The sequence below is a fragment of the Camelimonas lactis genome (assembly GCF_004342915.1).
Lineage (GTDB): Bacteria > Pseudomonadota > Alphaproteobacteria > Rhizobiales > Beijerinckiaceae > Camelimonas > Camelimonas lactis.
Genome location: NZ_SLWL01000012.1, coordinates 33,743 through 47,880 on the forward strand (window position 1 = coordinate 33,743; position 14,138 = coordinate 47,880).

At 67.4% G+C, this 14,138-nt stretch carries 10 protein-coding genes, 1 other RNA gene and 1 pseudogene; 7 read left to right on the forward strand and 5 right to left on the reverse strand.

From position 1 onward, the window contains the following. Positions 1–44 precede the first annotated feature (44 nt). The gene (locus tag EV666_RS13280) at positions 45–2,045 is read right to left on the reverse strand and encodes a DNA polymerase III subunit gamma/tau (RefSeq protein ID WP_132008829.1); all 2,001 of its coding nucleotides are present in this window, start codon (positions 2,043–2,045) and stop codon (positions 45–47) included. Positions 2,046–2,440: 395 nt separating this feature from the next. Further along, an RNA gene (ffs, locus tag EV666_RS13285) (signal recognition particle sRNA small type) lies at positions 2,441–2,538 on the reverse strand. Positions 2,539–2,760: 222 nt separating this feature from the next. On the opposite strand from ffs, the gene EV666_RS13290 reads away from it, so the two are divergent. Both EV666_RS13290 and nudC read left to right on the forward strand, forming a co-directional pair. After that, a complete protein-coding gene (locus EV666_RS13290; RefSeq protein WP_132009134.1) occupies positions 2,761–3,183 on the forward strand; it encodes an HIT domain-containing protein in 423 nt (140 codons plus the stop codon). Between the two features lie 155 nt (positions 3,184–3,338). Continuing rightward, on the forward strand, positions 3,339–4,310 hold the full coding sequence (gene nudC, locus EV666_RS13295) for an NAD(+) diphosphatase (protein WP_245514418.1): 972 nt from the start codon (positions 3,339–3,341) through the stop codon (positions 4,308–4,310). Between the two features lie 115 nt (positions 4,311–4,425). On the opposite strand, the pseudogene EV666_RS18685 reads toward nudC, so the two are convergent. From EV666_RS18685 to EV666_RS13310, 3 genes and pseudogenes are all read right to left on the reverse strand, one after another. Continuing rightward, positions 4,426–4,824, reverse strand: a pseudogene (locus EV666_RS18685) (N-acetyltransferase family protein); the annotation flags it as partial. 437 nt (positions 4,825–5,261) lie between these two features. Continuing rightward, the gene (locus EV666_RS13305) at positions 5,262–6,179 is read right to left on the reverse strand and encodes a prephenate dehydratase (RefSeq protein ID WP_132008835.1); all 918 of its coding nucleotides are present in this window, start codon (positions 6,177–6,179) and stop codon (positions 5,262–5,264) included. Positions 6,180–6,288: 109 nt separating this feature from the next. Continuing rightward, complete coding sequence (locus EV666_RS13310; RefSeq protein ID WP_132008838.1) at positions 6,289–7,026, reverse strand: 3-deoxy-manno-octulosonate cytidylyltransferase; 738 nt, start codon at positions 7,024–7,026, stop codon at positions 6,289–6,291. Between the two features lie 145 nt (positions 7,027–7,171). Between EV666_RS13310 and EV666_RS13315 the strand changes: the two genes are divergently transcribed. The 5 genes from EV666_RS13315 to EV666_RS13335 all read left to right on the forward strand — a co-directional run bounded on the left by EV666_RS13315 (position 7,172) and on the right by EV666_RS13335 (position 14,017). Next, positions 7,172–7,795 (forward strand): c-type cytochrome, encoded by a 624-nt coding sequence (locus EV666_RS13315; RefSeq protein WP_132008841.1) that lies wholly within the window; start codon positions 7,172–7,174, stop codon positions 7,793–7,795. A gap of 396 nt (positions 7,796–8,191) precedes the next feature. Beyond that, the gene (locus EV666_RS13320) at positions 8,192–10,033 is read left to right on the forward strand and encodes an extracellular solute-binding protein (RefSeq protein WP_245514429.1); all 1,842 of its coding nucleotides are present in this window, start codon (positions 8,192–8,194) and stop codon (positions 10,031–10,033) included. Between the two features lie 40 nt (positions 10,034–10,073). Next, positions 10,074–11,162: a microcin C ABC transporter permease YejB gene (locus tag EV666_RS13325; protein WP_132008844.1), complete on the forward strand. Its 1,089-nt coding sequence runs from the start codon at positions 10,074–10,076 to the stop codon at positions 11,160–11,162. 3 nt (positions 11,163–11,165) lie between these two features. Continuing rightward, positions 11,166–12,362, forward strand: a complete 1,197-nt coding sequence (locus EV666_RS13330) for an ABC transporter permease (protein ID WP_132008847.1) — start codon at positions 11,166–11,168, stop codon at positions 12,360–12,362. Beyond that, positions 12,359–14,017: an ABC transporter ATP-binding protein gene (locus EV666_RS13335; protein ID WP_132008850.1), complete on the forward strand. Its 1,659-nt coding sequence runs from the start codon at positions 12,359–12,361 to the stop codon at positions 14,015–14,017. The genes EV666_RS13330 and EV666_RS13335 overlap by 4 nt, the downstream gene beginning before the upstream one ends. Positions 14,018–14,138 lie beyond the last annotated feature (121 nt).

The following is a 14,138-nucleotide window of genomic DNA, read 5'->3' on the forward strand; positions in this document are numbered from 1 at the left end:
CGCCTGGTCGCGCCTGACGCCGCCCGCGGTCAGGCGCGCTGGCTTCAATCGTCGAATTCGCCTGCGCCGTCGCTGTCATCGGCGAAAGGCGCATCGGCGTCTGCTGCGTCCTCTTCCCCGGCCGTGGCGCGCACGTCAATCACATCGACGATCTGCGCCCCCGGAAACCGGTCGAGCACGGCGCGCACCAGAGGGTGGGCGGCGGCGTCGGAATGGCGCTCGGCTTTCGCGGCGGCGCGTCGCTGCTGGATGGTGTCCTCGCCCGGCTTCGAGGAGATGGCGACGACCCAGCGGCGCCCGGTCCATTCCTGCAAGCGCCCGGACAGTTCGGAGGCGAGACTGCGACTGCCGTTCTCCGCCAGGGCGAACTCGATGACCCCGTCCTCGAACCGCACCAGGCGCACGTCGCGCTCCAGCGCCACTTTCAGGCCAATGTCGCGCTTGTCGCCCGCCAGCGCCACCAGGTCCTCGAACCGGGCGATGCGCACCTGCGGGGCGGCTTTGGGCGTGGCTTCGGCCGGCGTCGCCATGGCCGGGGCAGGCTGGCTGGAAACCAGCTGCATGCTGGCGCCGGGGGAAAGGGCGCTGGCGCGTCCGCGCGCGCCGTCGTCAGGCCCCATCCCGCCGCCATCGCGATAGTCGTTCTGGCCAACCGCCCGGGCCATCGCCGGCGCGCCGCCGCCCGCCCCGCCATCGCCGGTTCCACCGCCGCCAGCGCCGCCTCCCATGGGGCCGGCGCCGGACCGGCCGGCTGGCGGCGCGCTGTCCCGCAACATGCGCAGGGCCTCGTCCGGCGTTGGCAGGTCGGAGGCGTAGGCGAGCCGCACCAGAGCCATTTCGGCGGCGGCGAGCGGGCGGAAACTGTCCTGCACCTCCGGCATGGCCTTCAGCAGCATCTGCCAGGCCCGCGACAGGGCGCGCAGGGAGAGTTTTCCGGCCAGATCAGCGCCGCGAATGCGCTCGGCCTCGGTCAGCGACGGGTCCTTCGCGGCGTCGGGAACCAGTTTCAGCCGCGTGACCAGATGGGTGAAGCTGGCCAGCTCCGACATCACCACCGCGGGGTCGGCGCCGGCGTCATACTGCTCCTGCAACTGGCCAAGGCTGGCCGGCAGATCGCCGCGCATCACCGCCCCGAACAGGTCGATGATGCGGCCGCGATCGGCCAGGCCCAGCATGGCGCGCACGGTTTCGGCGCTCACGTGGCCGGCGCCGTGGGCGATGGCCTGGTCGAGCAGCGACAGGGAATCGCGCACCGAACCTTCCGCCGCCCGGGCGATCTGCGCCAGCGCCTCGTCTTCCGCCGTTACCTGTTCCGCGTCGCAGATGCGGGCGAGATGCGCCGCCAGCACCGGCGCCTGCACCCGCCTGAGGTCGAAGCGCTGGCAGCGGGAGAGGATCGTCACCGGCACCTTGCGGATTTCGGTGGTGGCGAAGATGAACTTGGCGTGCGGCGGCGGCTCTTCCAGCGTCTTCAGGAAGGCGTTGAACGCCCCCGTCGACAGCATGTGCACCTCGTCGACGATGTAGACCTTGTAGCGGGCCGACACCGGGGCGTAGCGCACCGAATCGTTGAGCTGGCGGATATTGTCGACGCCATTGTTGGAGGCGGCGTCGATCTCCATGACGTCGATGTGCGCGCCATCGATGATCTGCTGGCAGTGCACGCCGGGCTGGGTCAGATGGATGGTCGGCCCGCCGGAGCCGTCTGGCGTTTCATAGTTGAGCCCGCGCGCCAGGATGCGCGCCGTGGTGGTCTTGCCGACGCCGCGCACGCCGGTCAGCATCCACGCCTGGGGGATGCGCCCGGTCTCGAAGGCGTTGGACAGGGTGCGCACCATGGCTTCCTGGCCGATCAGGTCGTCGAAACTGCGCGGCCGGTATTTCCGCGCCAGCACCCGGTATCCGGTCGCGTTGGCGGCGGGCTGGCTGGCGGCGGGCGGGGCGGCGAAACCCGGCAGGCCAGGGGAACTGGCTGCGATATGGGCTGCGTCGCCCGCCTGGCCCTGGGGCGCGGTGTCTGGCGAATCGGTCGGCGAATCGGTCATGGGCGCCTGTGGTTCTCCTCGGCTGCGCGGCCGCCCGTTATCCGTGGCCATTGCGGCGGGGGCGGCCAGGGGCAAGGCGGGCGTCGCCGCGCCGGTCCTTGCTATCACGAAAGCCCTGTCCGATGCGAACCATTGGCGCCGGCGGGTCCGGCCGTCCGCGCCGCGCGGCTTTGGCGGCGCGACGACGCCATGGCCGCGCTGCGTCAGGCCGGAGGGCTATCAAGTGTGGGATGCAGATTGGGTGGAATGGCGGAATTGCAAGGCCGCCCCATGGGCGAACATCTTCGCCTGCGCTTTCGCCGGGGACGCGGGCGAGCCTTGCGCATGCGCCAGCGTCGCCTGCATATGGCCTGCGCCGCCAGGGGGCGGCGCGGCAATAGGGCGGCGAAGCCCAGGGTGGGAGGCTGAACGGAGACCCGCCCGATGCTCGTTAGGGCTGCTTCCTTCCGGACCTGACCCGGTTGGCGAGTGGAACGTCCAACGCCAACCTCCCACGGCGTATATCGGGCAAAGCGACGCCACATGCAAGGGCGCCGGCGCGGGATGCGACGATCATCCCCGGCTCAATCCGGCCGGCCCCGCCCGCCGACGTCAACAGGGTTTGCATCGGCGCGGCAGGCGCGGGATAACCGCCTTGTGTTCAACGTGAGCCGCCAGGGAGGCCCCCATGCATGACAACGCGACAGGCTCCGCCGGCGCCGGATCGTCGGCGACCGTGAGTGAAGCCGGTTTCCAGCTCGATTCCCGTCTTGCCGGCGATTGCGGCGTCATCGGCGATCTGCCCCTGTCGCGCGTGCTGCTGATGAACGACAGCCGTTATGACTGGCTGATCCTGGTTCCCCGTCGCGCCGGCGTCGTCGAACTGATCGACCTCGACGCCGACGCCTACGCCGCGCTGTCCGGTGAAATACGCTTGGTCAGCGAGGCGGTTCGCCGTCACGCCGCGCCGCTGAAGCTCAACGTGGCGGCGCTGGGCAACATGGTCCGGCAACTGCATGTCCACATCATCGCCCGGCGGGAAGGCGACGCCGCCTGGCCTGGTCCGGTCTGGGGCGCCGGCCTGATCGAACCCCATGACAAGGACGCTTTGGCGCAGGTCTGCGCCCGCTGGCGCCTGGCGCTCGGCCTGCCAGGCTGATGCGTTTTCCTCATCCGCGGTCCGCGCGCCAGCCTCTTGCTGCGTGACGCGGGCGCCGTAGGCTACCGCTCGCGTGCGGGGAAAAACGCCAGGCGGGCCGGGCAGGTTTTTCTTTTAAGCCGACAAAAACTGAATGACACAGTCCGGGAGACCCCATGGCCACCGATATCGATAACCGGCGTGACGGCGCGTTGCGGCCAGAACTCTCCGCCCGGGTAGGCTACGCCACCAATCCGCTGGTCCGCCACTCCGAGCGGCGCGACGACGACGCCCGCATGGCCAGCTTCCGCGCCTCCCAGGACGCCATCGCCTGCATCATTGTCGGCGACCGGCCGGTGATCAAAAGCGGCCCTGGCGGTCGGCCTGATCCGTGGTTCTCGCTGGATGAGGTGTTCCGGCTCGGCGAGCCGCGCGAGCTGCCATTTCTCGGCACGCTGAACGAGCGGCCGGTGTTCCTGGCCATTCATCCCCAGGAGTTCGGCGAGAAACTCCAGGGCTACAGCGATCTGGTGGTGGCGGATCTGCGCGCCATGGCCATGCAGGGCGCCCTGCCGCCGGAGGAGATGGGCGTGCTGGGCGAGGCCAAGGGTCTGGCCTACTGGCACCAGCGCCACCGCTTCTGCTCCAACTGCGGCGCGCCGAGCCGCATGGTGTCGAGCGGCTGGCGGCGCGATTGCGACGCCTGCAAGGCCCAGCATTTCCCCCGCACCGATCCGGTGGTGATCATGCTCGCCGTGCGCGGCGACGAATGCCTCATGGGCCGGCAGCCGCAATTTCCGCGCGGCATGTATTCATGCCTCGCCGGCTTCGTCGAGCCGGGCGAGACCATCGAGGACGCGGTGCGCCGCGAGATCATGGAGGAGGCGGGGGTGCCCCTGGGCGCGGTGCGTTATCTCGCCTCGCAGCCCTGGCCGTTCCCCGGCTCGCTGATGATCGGTTGCGTCGGCGAGGCCCTGTCGGCCGACATCGTCATCGACAGGACCGAGCTGGACGACGCCCGCTGGTTCAGTCGCGACGAAGCGCGGCTGATGCTGGCGGGAAGGCATCCGGGCAGGCTGTTCGTTCCGCCGCCGATGGCGATTGCTCACCACGTGCTCGCCGCGTTTGCGCGCGGTGAGACGGGCTGACGCTGCCGTTCCAGAACGCCAGGTCGTCCAGGCTTTCCCAGCGCAGGCGCAGCGCCGGGAGGCCCTTGCAGCCGCCGGTTGGCGCGGCGTCGACAATGTCGCCGCCGATGGCGCGGAAGAAGACGATGGCGACCACATTGCGCTCCGGCGCCCACAGGCTGACGCTGCCGTGGCCGCGGGCCTTCAGGTCGCAGGCCATCAGACCCATCAACCGGGTTCCAACGCCCCGGCACTGCATGGACTTCAGCACCAGGATGTCGAGAATGACGCCCTCGCCGTCGACCGCGCCGCAGGCGCCGGCCCCGATGATCTGGCCGTCCGCTTCCGCCACGAACACGCTGACGCTCGCGTCCGAAAGGCGCTGCGTCCAGCGCGCCAGATAGTCGCCGGACGACCCGGGGCGCAGGTCGCGGTCCTCGACGAGGCCGCGCCAGGTTTCACGATGCGCGGCGGCGTGCGCCGCCGCGATGCCGGCGGTGTCGGTCGCTATGGCGGGCCGGTAATGAACGCGCATGGCGTGCTCCTTTCCTGGTGCATCTGTTGTCGTGGCGGCCTTCCAGCCGGGAATGACGTCGGGGCGCCGACGTCGGCGATGGGGTCAGGGAGCGCCCGCCGGACCAACGTCAGGCGGCGTCTTTTCCCGCCGGGCAACTTGCCAGCCGGGTCACCCGTCAGTTGCGACAACCTGCCCGCCGACAACGGCGACAAAACGACGGTTCAGGGCGGAAACGGGGCGATTGCGTGTTTCACACTCCCAATCCGTTAATCCGCCGGGTCGGCCGTTTCCGGCCGGAACCACACGCCGTCCGGGGTTTTTCACGGCCGCCGCCAGCCCGTGGGCTTCACGGCTGGCGTGAAACATGAAAAACCCGCGAACCGTGGCTGGCTCGCGGGCTGTCTGCGCCATTTGCATGTCAGGGGTATGACGCCGGGGCCGTCCCGGCGGGCCATTCATTCGGCGGCGATCGCCCGCAGTTCGTCGCGGTAGGGCGCGGCTGGATAAACGCCGAGAATGCGCAGCTCGCGCGAGAAGAAGCCCAGTTCCTCCAGGGCGTTCTTCAATCCCCGGTCGTCCGGGTGTCCTTCCACTTCCGCATAGAACTGGGTGGCGGCGAACTGGCCCTCAAGCTGGTAGCTCTCCAGCTTGGTCATGTTGACGCCATTGGTGGCGAAACCGCCCAGCGCCTTGTAGAGCGCCGCCGGCAGGTTGCGCACCCGGAAGACGAAGCTGGTGATGGTTGGGCCTTCGCCGGCCTTCGGCCACCTGGGCTCACGCGACAGGATAATGAAGCGCGTGGTGTTGTGCGCCTCGTCCTCCACGTCCTCGGCGAGGATGTTGAGGCCATAGACCTCGGCGGCCAGCCGCGGGGCGAGGGCGCCGCGCGTGGGATCCTTCCATTCCGCCACCTCGCGCGCCGCGCCGGCGGTGTCGCCGGTGATCACCGCCTTCAGGCCAAGCTCACGGATGATGCGGCGGCACTGCCCGATGGCGTGCACGTGGGTGTAGACGCTGGTGAGCTGTTCGATCTTCGCGCCGGGCAAGCCCATCAGCTGGAAGCGGATTGGCAGGAAGTGCTCGCCGATGATGTGCAGGCCCGAGAGCGGCAGCAAATGGTGAATGTCGGCGACGCGGCCGGCGATCGAATTCTCGATCGGGATCATGCCGAACTCCGCCGCCCCGTCCTTCACCGCGTTCAGGGCGTCGTCGAAGGTCGGGCAGGGCAGGGTGTCGCGGTCGGGAAACACTTCCCGGCTGGCGATCTGCGAATTGGCGCCGTGCTCGCCCTGAAAGGAAATCAGCCGCGAGCCGCGGGCGGTGTCTGTCTCGGAAGCCGGGGCGTCGTGCGCGCCGGGCGTTGCGCCGGTCATGATCTCTCCAGTCAACAGGGTCGCGTCGGCGCCGCGTTACAGCCGCGCAAAATATGTCCAATTGAAGATGCGGCCGTGGGGCAGGGCTGCGGAACAGGGCTGCGCCGGCTTACGGGCGGGCCGCCAGCACGGCCCGCGCCCGCTCCAGATCGTGGGGAGTATCGACCCCCAGGGGCACATCGTCGACCACGACGATGTCGATCCGCATGCCGGCCTCCAGCGCCCGCAACTGCTCCAGGTTCTCGCGCCGCTCCAGCGGCGACGGCGGCAGGGCGATGAAGCGCCGCAACGCGTCGCGCCGCCAGGCGTAGAGGCCGATGTGGTGCAGCAATGGTCCCTCGCCCCACGGGGCGGTGGCCCGGGTAAAATAAAGCGCCCGCAGCCGCCCCGGCGTCAGCTCCGTCCCCACCGCCTTCACCACCGACGGCTCGGCGCGCTCTTCCGCGCGGGTGATGACGGCGGCGAGGGTGGCGATATCCACAGCCTGATCAGCCAGCGGCGTCAGCGCGGCGGCGATGATCGCCGGATTGATGGTGGGCAGATCGCCCTGCACGTTCACGATCACATCGTGGCGCGCATCCGGGTCGATGGCCTGCAACGCTTCATGAATCCGGTCAGAGCCGGAGGGATGATCCGCCCGGGTCATCACCGCCGTTCCGCCAGCCTTTGCAACGGCTTCGGCGATCTCTGGCGTATCGGTGGCGACCACCACGGGACCCACGTCCGCCTCCTGCGCCCGGCGCATGACCTGAACGATCATGGGGGCGCCGGCAATGTCGGCCAGTGGCTTTCCCGGAAGGCGGCTGGACGCCATCCGCGCGGGAATGAGAACGAGGGGCTGGATCATGATTTGGAATGGCGTCAAAAAGTAGCAAAGAGCGTTTCACCTATACGAGTTGCGTTCGCCGCGTCAAAGCGGTTAATCATCGCCCCAAAGCTCCGCCTGCGGGGCGCCGTCCTTATCCAGATCACGCCTTGCGGAGTCGCCGTTTATGGATTCCTTCGAGCTTAACAAGATTGCCGGCGCGGTTCTGGGCACTCTCATGTTCGTGCTTGGGCTGAATATCGTCACTGAGAAACTGTTTGAGAACCATGCGCCGAAGGTTCCGGGGTATGATCTGCCGCAGGCGGCCGAGGCGTCGGCTGGCGGCGCGGCTCCAGCGGCCAGGGCGGCGACGCCGCTTCCCGTGCTGCTGGCCAAGGCTGACGCCGCCAAGGGCGAAAAGGCCATCGCCAAGTGCAAGACCTGCCACAGCTTCGAGAAGGGCGGCCCCAACAAGATCGGCCCCGATCTTTATGGCGTGCTTGGCCGCCAGGTGGCCCATCATGAAGGCTTCGCCTACTCCAAGGGCATGAAGGAGCATGGCGGTTCCTGGAACTTTGAGAACCTCAACGAGTTCCTGACCAACCCGAAGAAGGTCGTGCCGGGCACCCTGATGAACTTCGCTGGCGTTCCCAAGGAAGAAGAGCGCGCCGACATTCTGGCTTACCTGAATACGCTTTCCGACAGCCCGCTGCCGGCGCCAAAGGTCGAAGCGGCTCCGGCTGGCGACGCGGCGCCAGCGGCTGACAAGGAACCTGCCAAAGAGCCTGCCAAGGAACCTGCGAAGCACTGAGCTTGCGCAGTTTCAGTCCCTGCGGCTCATGCGCCGCCAGGGGAGATGATCGAGCCGGGCTTTTGCCCGGCTTTTTCACGTGCGCATGACGCAGGCCGCCTTGCGGCCAACTTTTGCGGGTCTGTTTGTGAGATCGCCCGCTGGGATATTAGAATTATGCAGGGCAGTTGCGTCGATTCTGCCGCCGTTGCCCCGAAACGTTGTCCGGCGTCGCCATTCAACGTCGCTGCCCAGCTTTCGTCAGACATGCCGCCGCATGCGCCGCCAACGCCGGAGAAGCCCGTGCCCGATGCCAAGCCCGTCAGGAAGCCCGAAGCGCTATTGTCCGCGCCGTCCGCTCCGGCCCTGGGGCCGGTGACCCGGCGCGGCGCCCTGCTCGGGGCGGTTTCAGCCGCGCTGGCCGGCTTCTGGCGGGCCGGCGCGGCGCAGGAAGGCGCGCCGCCGCCAGCCGGCGCCGGGCCGCAATGGCGTCATGCGCTCTCCCTGATGGGGCAGCCGAAATATGGCGCGGATTTCACGCATTTTGACTACGTTAATCCGGCGGCGCCGAAAGCTGGCGTCGTTCGTTTCGGCTCCCAGGGGGGCTTTGACAGCTTCAACCTCGCCGTCGCGGGCGTGAAGGGGGAGGTGGAAGACCGGCTCACCCTGATCTACGACCAGCTGATGGAGCCTTCGCTTGATGAGGTGAACACCGAGTATGGCCTGATCGCGGAGGCGGCGCGCCATGCAGGGGACTATTCCTGGGCAAGCTATCGTCTGCGCCCGGAGGCGCGCTGGCATGACGGGCGACCAGTCACCGTCGAGGATGTGATTTTCAGCTTTGAAAGCCTCAAGAAGCTGAGCCCGCAATACGCCGCCTACTGGCGCGATGTGACCGCCGTGGAAAAAACGGGCCCGCGTGAGGCGACATTCCGTTTCGCCACGACCGGCAACCGGGAGTTGCCGCAGATCGTTGGCCAGCTGCCGGTGCTGCCGAAACACTGGTGGGAAGGGACCGACGCCAGCGGCCGCAAGCGCGACATCGCCGCGACGACGCTGGAGCCGCCGCTGGGCTCGGGGCCCTATCGCATCAAGGCTTTCGACGCCGGCCGCTGGTGCGAATACGAGCGGGTGAAGGACTATTGGGGCGAGAAGCTGCCCATCCGCGTCGGCATGCACAATTTCGATGTGGTGCGCGTTGATTATTACCGCGACATCACGGTGCTGTTCGAGGCGTTCAAGGCCGACCAGTTCGATTTTCGCACCGAGAATGTCGCCAAGAACTGGGCCACGGGCTACGACTTCCCGGCGGTGCGCGAGAAAAGGGTGATACTGGAGGAGTTTCCCCAGCGCAGCAGCGGCGTCATGCAGGCGTTCGTTTTCAATATGCGCCGGCCGCAGTTCCAGGATGAGCGGGTGCGCCGCGCCCTGAACTACGCCTTCGACTTCGAGGAAGTGAACCGCACGCTGTTTTTTGGCCAGTACAAGCGCATCGATTCCTATTTCTCCGGCACGGAACTGGCTTCCTCCGGCCTGCCGCACGGCCTGGAGAAGGAGATCCTGGAAAGCGTGCGCGACAAGGTTCCAGCCAGCGTCTTCACCGAGGTCTACAAAAATCCCGTGGCCGGTTCGCAGGAGGCGTTCCGCGCCAATCTGCGCGAGGCGCACCGGTTGCTCGGCGAGGCTGGCTGGGTGTTGAAGGGGCGCAATCTGGTCAACAGCAAAACCGGCGCGCCCTTCGTCATCGAATTCCTGAGCTTCGATCCCTCGTTCGAGCGTTACGTCCTGCCCTACCAGAACGCCCTGAAGCGGCTGGGCATGAACGTCAATCTTCGTGTCGTCGACGCCACCCAATACCAGAACCGCCTGCGCGCCTTCGACTTTGACGCCGTCACCTTCCTGTGGCCGGAATCCCTGTCGCCGGGCAATGAGCAGTGGAATTTCTGGGGCTCGGAAGCGGCGAAACGCCCCGGCTCCATGAACGTCGCCGGCATCAGCGACCCTGGCGTCGACGCGCTGATCGGCAAGGTGGTTTACGCCACGACGCGCGAGGAGCTGGTGGCCGCGACGCGGGCGTTGGACCGGGTGTTGCTGCACCACAATTACGTCGTGCCGCAGTGGACCTACAATTTTCAGCGAACGGCGCGCTGGAACCGTTTCGGCCGTCCGCAGACCATGCCTGAATATGGCGCGGCGGCGTTCCCGACCATCTGGTGGTGGGACGCCGCGCTGGCGGCGAAGACCGGCGGGCGGCGCTGATGACCGTTGCGGCGGCTGACAGGGGCATGGGGGCGCGGCGATGATCGGATATATCCTGCGTCGCCTGCTGCTGATGATCCCGACGATTCTGGGCATCATGCTGATCTCGTTCGTGCTGGTGCAGTTCGCGCCGGGCGGCCCGGTGGAGCGGGTGATCGCCCAGTTGCAGGGCGCCGACGCGGGCGCCACCTCGCGTATCTCCGGGGGCGGCGGCGGCGATTTCGCCTCGTCGGCGTCGGCGGACAGCAGCTATCGCGGCGCCCAGGGGCTCGATCCGGAATTTATCAAACAGTTGGAAGCGCAGTTCGGCTTTGACAGGCCCGCGTCTGAGCGCTTTCTCAAGATGATCTGGGATTACGCCCGCTTCGATTTCGGCAAGAGCTATTTTCGCGACACGCCGGTGGTTGATCTGATCCGCGAGAAGCTGCCGGTGTCGATCTCGCTCGGCCTGTGGATGTTGCTGCTGTCCTACGCCGTCTCGATTCCGCTTGGCGTCGCCAAGGCGGTGCGCGACGGCACGCGCTTCGACGCCTGGACGTCGGTGGTGGTCATCGTTGGCTACGCCATCCCTGGCTTTCTGTTCGCCATCCTGCTGATCGTGCTGTTCGCCGGCGGCTCGTTCTTCCAGATTTTTCCGTTGCGCGGCCTCACGTCCGACAACTGGGCGCAGCTCAGCCTGGGCGGCAAGGTCGCCGACTATTTCTGGCACCTGGTGTTGCCGATCACTTCCATGGCGCTCGGCGCTTTCGCCACCTCGACGCTGCTGACCCGCAACTCCTTCCTTGATGAAATCCGCAAGCAATACGTGCTCACCGCGCGGATGAAGGGTTTGACCGAGCGCCGGGTGCTGTATGGCCATGTCTTCCGCAACGCCATGCTGATCGTGATCGCCGGCCTGCCGGGAGCGTTCATTGGCGCTTTCTTCGCCGGGTCGCTGCTCATCGAAACCATCTTCTCGCTGGATGGCCTTGGCCTGCTGTCCTTCGAATCGATCATCAACCGCGATTACCCGACGGTGTTCGCCTCGCTCTACATCTTCTCCCTGCTCGGCCTGGTGGTGAACCTGATTTCCGACCTGACCTATGCCTGGATCGATCCGCGCATCGACTTCGCCGCGCGGGAGGCCTGACCCATGGCCAGCGCCGAACCCGTCCTCTCCGCCGTCGCCGCGTCGCCGGTCGTAGCGCCCGCCATCGTCGCGCCGTCCCTGCCGCGCGGCCGCTTTGTCAGCCTGTCGCCGCTCAACCGCCGGCGCCTGCGCAACTTCCGCGCCCACCGGCGCGGCTGGTGGTCGCTGTGGATTTTCCTCGTCCTGTTCGTCCTTGCCCTGTGCGCCGAACTGATCGCCAACGACCGGCCGATTCTCGCTTCCTACAAGGGCGAGCTGTTGTTTCCCGCCCTGGTGCACTATCCGGAGGAGAAGTTCGGCGGCTTCCTCGCGGTCACCGACTATCGCGACCCGGTCATCGCCGATGAGATCAGGGCCCATGGCTGGATGATCTGGCCGCCGATCCGCTTTTCCTACAATACCCAGAACCTCAATCTGCCGACGCCGGCGCCGTCGCCGCCCACCTGGCTGCTCAGCGAGGCGCAGTGCAAGGCGGCGGCGGAAAAGGCCGGGCGGACGGTGAGCGGCAATCCCTGCCGCGACATTGAATGGAACTGGCTGGGCACGGACGACCAGGGCCGCGACGTGCTGGCGCGACTGATCTACGGCTTCCGCATTTCGGTGCTGTTTGGCCTGTCGCTGGCGGCGCTGTCGTCGGTCATTGGCGTCGCCGCCGGCGCCGTGCAGGGCTTCTTCGGCGGCTGGACCGATCTGGTTTTCCAGCGCTTCATCGAGATCTGGACGGCGATCCCGTCGCTGTATCTGCTCATCATTCTCTCGGCGGTCATTACCCCCAGCTTCTTTGTGCTGCTCGGCATATTGCTGCTGTTTTCCTGGGTGGCGCTGGTGGGCGTGGTGCGGGCGGAATTCCTGCGCGCCCGCAATCTGGAATATGTCCGCGCCGCCCGGGCGCTCGGCCTTGGCAATGGCCGCATCATGTTTCGCCACATGTTGCCCAACGCCATGGTGGCGACGCTGACCTTCCTGCCGTTCATCCTCAACGGGGCCATCACCACGCTGACGTCGCTGGACTTTCTGGGCTTTGGCCTGCCGCCGGGCTCGCCGTCCCTGGGTGAGATGCTGGCCCAGGGCAAGGGCAATCCCGAGGCGCCGTGGCTTGGCCTCTCCGGCTTCTTCGTCATCGCGCTCATGCTGTCGCTGCTGATCTTCATCGGCGAGGCGGTGCGTGACGCCTTCGATCCGCGAAAGGCTCCGGCATGAGCGCGGCCAACCCGTCAACGGCGCCCTTGCTCCAGGTGCGCGGCCTCAGAACCGCCTTCCGTCAGGATGGCCAGACCAGCATGGCGGTCGATGGCGTTTCGTTCGATCTGGCGCGCGGCGAAACCCTGGCGCTGGTGGGCGAATCCGGCTCCGGCAAATCGGTCACCGCCATGTCGATCCTGCGGCTGCTGCCCTATCCGGCGGCCAGCCACCCGGGCGGCGAGGTGCTGTTTCGCGGCAAGGACCTGTTGACGGCCAGCGACGCGGAACTGCGCGCCGTGCGCGGCAATGACATCACCATGGTGTTTCAGGAGCCGATGACCTCGCTCAATCCGCTGCATACGGTGGAAAAGCAGGTTGGTGAAATCCTCGCCCTGCACAAGGGCCTGCGCGGCAAGGCGGCGCGCGCCCGCATCATCGAACTGCTGGAACTGGTGGGCATCCGCCAGCCGGCCGAGCGGCTCTCCGCTTACCCGCACCAGCTTTCCGGCGGCCAGCGTCAACGCGTCATGATCGCCATGGCCCTCGCCAACGAGCCGGACCTGCTGATCGCCGATGAGCCGACGACCGCCCTCGACGTTACCGTGCAGGCGCAGATCCTGGCGCTGCTCGCTGACCTGAAGCAGCGGCTCGGCATGGCCATGCTGTTCATCACCCACGACCTCGGCATTGTCCGGCGCATCGCCGACAACGTCTGCGTGATGACCGGCGGCCAGATCGTCGAGCGCGGCCCGGTCGCCGGGGTGTTCGCCGCGCCGCAGCACCCTTACACCCGCAAGCTCCTGTATGCCGAGCCGAAGGGGGAAGCCGCGCCGGTCGCCGCCAGCGCCCCGGTGGTGGTGGAGGCGGGACCGGTCAAGGTGTGGTTCCCGATTCGCAAGGGTTTTCTGCGCCGCGTCACCGGGCACATCAAGGCGGTGGACGGAGTGTCGCTCCGCCTGCGTCAGGGGGAAACCCTGGGCGTGGTCGGCGAATCCGGTTCGGGCAAGACCACGCTCGGCCTGGCGCTGCTGCGCCTCATCCAGTCGGAAGGGCCGATCGTCGTCCTCGGCCAGCGCATTGACGGCGTTGGCGCGCGCCAGCTTCGCCCGCTGCGCCAGCGCATGCAGGTGGTGTTTCAGGACCCATACGGCTCCCTGTCGCCGCGCATGTCGGTGGCGGAAATCATCGCCGAGGGCCTGCTGGTGCAGCAGCCGGGCATGCCGCTGGCCGCCCAGCGCCAGAAGGTGGCGGAGGCCCTGCACGAGGTCGGCCTCGACCCGGCGACCATGGACCGCTATCCGCACGAATTCTCCGGCGGCCAGCGCCAGCGCATCGCCATCGCCCGGGCCATGGCGCTGGAGCCGTCCTTCGTCATCCTTGATGAACCGACCTCCGCCCTCGACATGTCGGTGCAGGCGCAGATTGTTGACCTGCTGCGTGATCTGCAACGGCGCAAGAACCTGTCGTACATCTTCATCAGCCACGACCTGAAAGTGGTGAAGGCTTTGGCCAACACCATCATGGTGATGCAGAACGGCGTGGTGGTGGAGCAGGGGCTGGCGAGCGACGTCTTCGCGTCGCCAAAAACCGATTACACCCGCGCCCTGTTCGCGGCGGCGTTCAATATCGACGCCGCGCCGGCGGCGGATGCGGCTGGCGCCGGCGCGACATAGGGCAGGGAAGCGTCCATCCGCCGGTTGTCAGGCCTGCGCGCTGTCCGTGCGTCGCGCCATGGCTTCCGCCGGTGCGCCGTCGGTCACACCGGTTCCTCCCTCACGCCCGCGCCTGTTGCGG

What these genes read in the sequence shown, in the direction of transcription:
- EV666_RS13310 (WP_132008838.1), bottom strand. Translation starts at nt 7,026, where the DNA reads ATGATCCAGCCCCTCGTTCTCATTCCCGCGCGGATGGCGTCCAGCCGC.
- EV666_RS13325 (WP_132008844.1), top strand. Translation starts at nt 10,074, where the DNA reads ATGATCGGATATATCCTGCGTCGCCTGCTGCTGATGATCCCGACGATT.
- nudC (WP_245514418.1), top strand. Translation starts at nt 3,339, where the DNA reads ATGGCCACCGATATCGATAACCGGCGTGACGGCGCGTTGCGGCCAGAA.
- EV666_RS13280 (WP_132008829.1), bottom strand. Translation starts at nt 2,045, where the DNA reads ATGACCGATTCGCCGACCGATTCGCCAGACACCGCGCCCCAGGGCCAG.
- EV666_RS13330 (WP_132008847.1), top strand. Translation starts at nt 11,166, where the DNA reads ATGGCCAGCGCCGAACCCGTCCTCTCCGCCGTCGCCGCGTCGCCGGTC.
- EV666_RS13315 (WP_132008841.1), top strand. Translation starts at nt 7,172, where the DNA reads ATGGATTCCTTCGAGCTTAACAAGATTGCCGGCGCGGTTCTGGGCACT.
- EV666_RS13335 (WP_132008850.1), top strand. Translation starts at nt 12,359, where the DNA reads ATGAGCGCGGCCAACCCGTCAACGGCGCCCTTGCTCCAGGTGCGCGGC.
- EV666_RS13305 (WP_132008835.1), bottom strand. Translation starts at nt 6,179, where the DNA reads ATGACCGGCGCAACGCCCGGCGCGCACGACGCCCCGGCTTCCGAGACA.